Annotated in this window: 2 rRNA genes; both read left to right on the top strand. The window is 57.8% G+C overall.

Going from position 1 to position 4811, the window contains the following annotated elements:
• Positions 1–3: 3 nt before the first annotated feature.
• A 16S ribosomal RNA gene (locus AC5L30_RS32805) occupies positions 4–1518 on the top strand.
• A gap of 385 nt (positions 1519–1903) precedes the next feature.
• Positions 1904–4811 (top strand): 23S ribosomal RNA (locus AC5L30_RS32800); the annotation flags it as partial.

The raw sequence follows: 4811 nt of genomic DNA, 5'->3' as shown, positions 1-4811 counted from the left end.
TTTTTGTTGGAGAGTTTGATCCTGGCTCAGGACGAACGCTGGCGGCGTGCTTAACACATGCAAGTCGAGCGGAAAGGCCCTTCGGGGTACTCGAGCGGCGAACGGGTGAGTAACACGTGAGCAACCTGCCCCAAGCTTTGGGATAACCCTCGGAAACGGGGGCTAATACCGAATAGGACTGTTGGCCGCATGGCTGGTGGTGGAAAGTTTTTCGGCTTGGGATGGGCTCGCGGCCTATCAGCTTGTTGGTGGGGTGATGGCCTACCAAGGCGACGACGGGTAGCCGGCCTGAGAGGGCGACCGGCCACACTGGGACTGAGACACGGCCCAGACTCCTACGGGAGGCAGCAGTGGGGAATATTGCACAATGGGCGGAAGCCTGATGCAGCGACGCCGCGTGAGGGATGACGGCCTTCGGGTTGTAAACCTCTTTCAGCAGGGACGAAGCGAGAGTGACGGTACCTGCAGAAGAAGCACCGGCCAACTACGTGCCAGCAGCCGCGGTAAGACGTAGGGTGCGAGCGTTGTCCGGATTTATTGGGCGTAAAGAGCTCGTAGGCGGCTTGTCGCGTCGACCGTGAAAACTTGGGGCTCAACTCCAAGCCTGCGGTCGATACGGGCAGGCTAGAGTTCGGTAGGGGAGACTGGAATTCCTGGTGTAGCGGTGAAATGCGCAGATATCAGGAGGAACACCGGTGGCGAAGGCGGGTCTCTGGGCCGATACTGACGCTGAGGAGCGAAAGCGTGGGGAGCGAACAGGATTAGATACCCTGGTAGTCCACGCTGTAAACGTTGGGCGCTAGGTGTGGGGGGCCTCTCCGGTTCCCTGTGCCGCAGCTAACGCATTAAGCGCCCCGCCTGGGGAGTACGGCCGCAAGGCTAAAACTCAAAGGAATTGACGGGGGCCCGCACAAGCGGCGGAGCATGCGGATTAATTCGATGCAACGCGAAGAACCTTACCTGGGTTTGACATGGCCGCAAAACTCGCAGAGATGTGAGGTCCTTCGGGGGCGGTCACAGGTGGTGCATGGCTGTCGTCAGCTCGTGTCGTGAGATGTTGGGTTAAGTCCCGCAACGAGCGCAACCCTCGTTCGATGTTGCCAGCGCGTTATGGCGGGGACTCATCGAAGACTGCCGGGGTCAACTCGGAGGAAGGTGGGGATGACGTCAAGTCATCATGCCCCTTATGTCCAGGGCTTCACGCATGCTACAATGGCCGGTACAATGGGCTGCGATACCGTGAGGTGGAGCGAATCCCAAAAAGCCGGTCTCAGTTCGGATCGGGGTCTGCAACTCGACCCCGTGAAGTCGGAGTCGCTAGTAATCGCAGATCAGCAACGCTGCGGTGAATACGTTCCCGGGCCTTGTACACACCGCCCGTCACGTCACGAAAGTCGGCAACACCCGAAGCCGGTGGCCCAACCCTTGTGGAGGGAGCCGTCGAAGGTGGGGCTGGCGATTGGGACGAAGTCGTAACAAGGTAGCCGTACCGGAAGGTGCGGCTGGATCACCTCCTTTCTAAGGAGCACCTTCACCTGAAAGGGTGCAAGGAGCCCGCGGCCCACGAATGTTGGGTCGGGGTGCTCAGATGGCGGAGACACTGGCAAGTTTTTCCTCGGCAACGGCCGGCGGCGCTTAGTACAGCTACTCTTCGGGGTGGTGGGAACGGTTGACGTTGGTGCGGCTGAGAAGGAATGTAAGCACCCTGTTGGGTCCTGAAAGAACAACCGTCGTGTTGTTGTTTCAGAGACTTGGCCAGCCTCCTTGTGGGGGCTGGAAGTCTGCCAGGCATGGCCTGGCCTCGCATACCGCTGGTCCTGAGGGGCTGGGTTTGGTGTGGGGCGGATCGGGTTGTGGGTTGGTCGTTTGTTGAGAATTGCACAGTGGACGCGAGCATCTTTGTGGTCAAGTTGTCAAGGGCGAACGGTGAATGCCTTGGCACCAGGAGCCGATGAAGGACGTGGGAGGCCGCGATAGGCCTGGGGGAGCTGTCAACCAAGCTGTGATCCCAGGGTGTCCGAATGGGGAAACCTGGCACCAGTCATGTGGTGTCACCCACACCTGAACACATAGGGTGTGTGGAGGGAACGCGGGGAAGTGAAACATCTCAGTACCCGTAGGAAGAGAAAACAATTTAGTGATTCCGTGAGTAGTGGCGAGCGAAAGCGGATCGAGGCTAAACCGGCTGCGTGTGATACCTGTCAGGGGTTGCGTGGTCGGGGTTGTGGGACCCCGCTGAACAAGCTGACACTTGTTCGAGGAGTTACAAAGTCAGTGGCTAGTCGAACAGTCTGGAATGGCTGACCGTAGACGGTGAGAGTCCGGTAGGTGAAAGTTGCTGACCTTCTGTGGGTGTTCCCGAGTAGCGGCGGACCCCTGAAATCTGCCGTGAATCTGCCAGGACCACCTGGTAAGCCTAAATACTTCCTGGTGACCGATAGCGGACAAGTACCGTGAGGGAATGGTGAAAAGTACCCCGGGAGGGGAGTGAAATAGTACCTGAAACCGTTCGCCTACAATCCGTCGGAGCCTTGCGGGGTGACGGCGTGCCTTTTGAAGAATGAGCCTGCGAGTTAGTGGCATGTGGCGAGGTTAACCCGTGTGGGGGAGCCGTAGCGAAAGCGAGTCTGAATAGGGCGATTCAGTCGCGTGTCCTAGACCCGAAGCGGAGTGATCTAGCCATGGGCAGGCTGAAGCGCGGGTAAGACCGCGTGGAGGGCCGAACCCACCAATGTTGAAAAATTGGGGGATGACCTGTGGTTAGGGGTGAAAGGCCAATCAAACTCCGTGATAGCTGGTTCTCCCCGAAATGCATTTAGGTGCAGCGTCGCGTGTTTCTTGCCGGAGGTAGAGCACTGGATGGTCTAGGGGGCCCACAAGCTTACCGAAATCAGCCAAACTCCGAATGCCGGTAAGTGAGAGCGCGGCAGTGAGACTGCGGGGGATAAGCTTCGTAGTCGAGAGGGAAACAGCCCAGATCACCAGCTAAGGCCCCTAAGCGTGTGCTAAGTGGAAAAGGATGTGGGGTCGCATAGACAACCAGGAGGTTGGCTTAGAAGCAGCCACCCTTTAAAGAGTGCGTAATAGCTCACTGGTCAAGTGGTTCCGCGCCGACAATGTAGCGGGGCTCAAGCACACCGCCGAAGCTGTGGCATTCACATTTTATCCTCGCTGGGACTTGATTCCTTGTGCAGGTGTGTGGATGGGTAGGGGAGCGTCGTGCCGCGAGTGAAGCAGCGGGGTGACCCAGTTGTGGACGCGGCACGAGTGAGAATGCAGGCATGAGTAGCGAAAGAAGGGTGAGAAACCCTTCCGCCGGATGACCAAGGGTTCCAGGGCCAGGCTAATCCGCCCTGGGTGAGTCGGGACCTAAGGCGAGGCCGAGAGGCGTAGTCGATGGACAACGGGTTGATATTCCCGTACCCGCGAAAGAGCGTCCCTGATGAACCTCGTTGTGCTAACCACCCGAACTGCCTGATGTCTTCGGACGGATGGTGGGGAGCGTGGGAACCTGATGGGTAGTAGTCAAGCGATGGGGTGACGCAGGAAGGTAGCTGAGCCCGGCCGGTGGTTGTGCCGGGGTAAGCGTGTAGGCCGTGTTGTAGGCAAATCCGCAACACACATAGGCTGAGACGTGATGCCGAGCCGATTCAGGTGAAGTCAGTGATCCTATGCTGCCGAGAAAAGCCTCTAGCGAGTTCTTAGCGGCCCGTACCCCAAACCGACACAGGTGGTCAGGTAGAGAATACCGAGGCGATCGGGCGAACTGTGGTTAAGGAACTCGGCAAATTGCCCCCGTAACTTAGGGAGAAGGGGGGCCGGAGACGTGAAGCCCCGCGCGGGTGGAGCGTTGTATGGCCGCAGAGAGCAGGGGGAAGCGACTGTTTACTAAAAACACAGGTCCATGCGAAGAAGTAATTCGATGTATATGGACTGACGCCTGCCCGGTGCTGGAACGTTAAGGGGACCTGTTAGCTCTTCGGGGCGAAGCGGAGAACTTAAGCGCCAGTAAACGGCGGTGGTAACTATAACCATCCTAAGGTAGCGAAATTCCTTGTCGGGTAAGTTCCGACCTGCACGAATGGCGTAACGACTTCCCCACTGTCTCAACCACAGGCCCGGCGAAATTGCAGTACGAGTAAAGATGCTCGTTACGCGCGGCAGGACGGAAAGACCCCGGGACCTTTACTATAGCTTGACATTGGTACTCGAATTAGCTTGTGTAGGATAGGTGGGAGCCGGTGAAGTCCATACGCCAGTATGGGTGGAGGCAATCTTGAAATACCACTCTGGTTGATTTGGGTATCTAACTTCGGACCGTTATCCGGTTCAGGGACAGTGTCTGGTGGGTAGTTTAACTGGGGCGGTTGCCTCCTAAAAGGTAACGGAGGCGCCCAAAGGTTCCCTCAGCCTGGTTGGCAATCAGGTGTTGAGTGCAAGTACACAAGGGAGCTTGACTGTGAGACTGACAGGTCGAGCAGGGACGAAAGTCGGGACTAGTGATCCGGCACTTGCGAGTGGAAGCGGTGTCGCTCAACGGATAAAAGGTACCCCGGGGATAACAGGCTGATCTTCCCCAAGAGTCCATATCGACGGGATGGTTTGGCACCTCGATGTCGGCTCGTCGCATCCTGGGGCTGTAGCAGGTCCCAAGGGTTGGGCTGTTCGCCCATTAAAGCGGTACGCGAGCTGGGTTTAGAACGTCGTGAGACAGTTCGGTCCCTATCCGCCGTGCGCGTAGGATACTTGAGAAGGGCTGTCCCTAGTACGAGAGGACCGGGACGGACGAACCTCTGGTGTGCCAGTTGTCC

The sequence above is a fragment of the Micromonospora sp. BQ32 genome (assembly GCF_059358895.1).
Note: the sequence above shows the minus strand (reverse complement) of the source record. Positions and strands in the feature narration are given on the sequence as shown.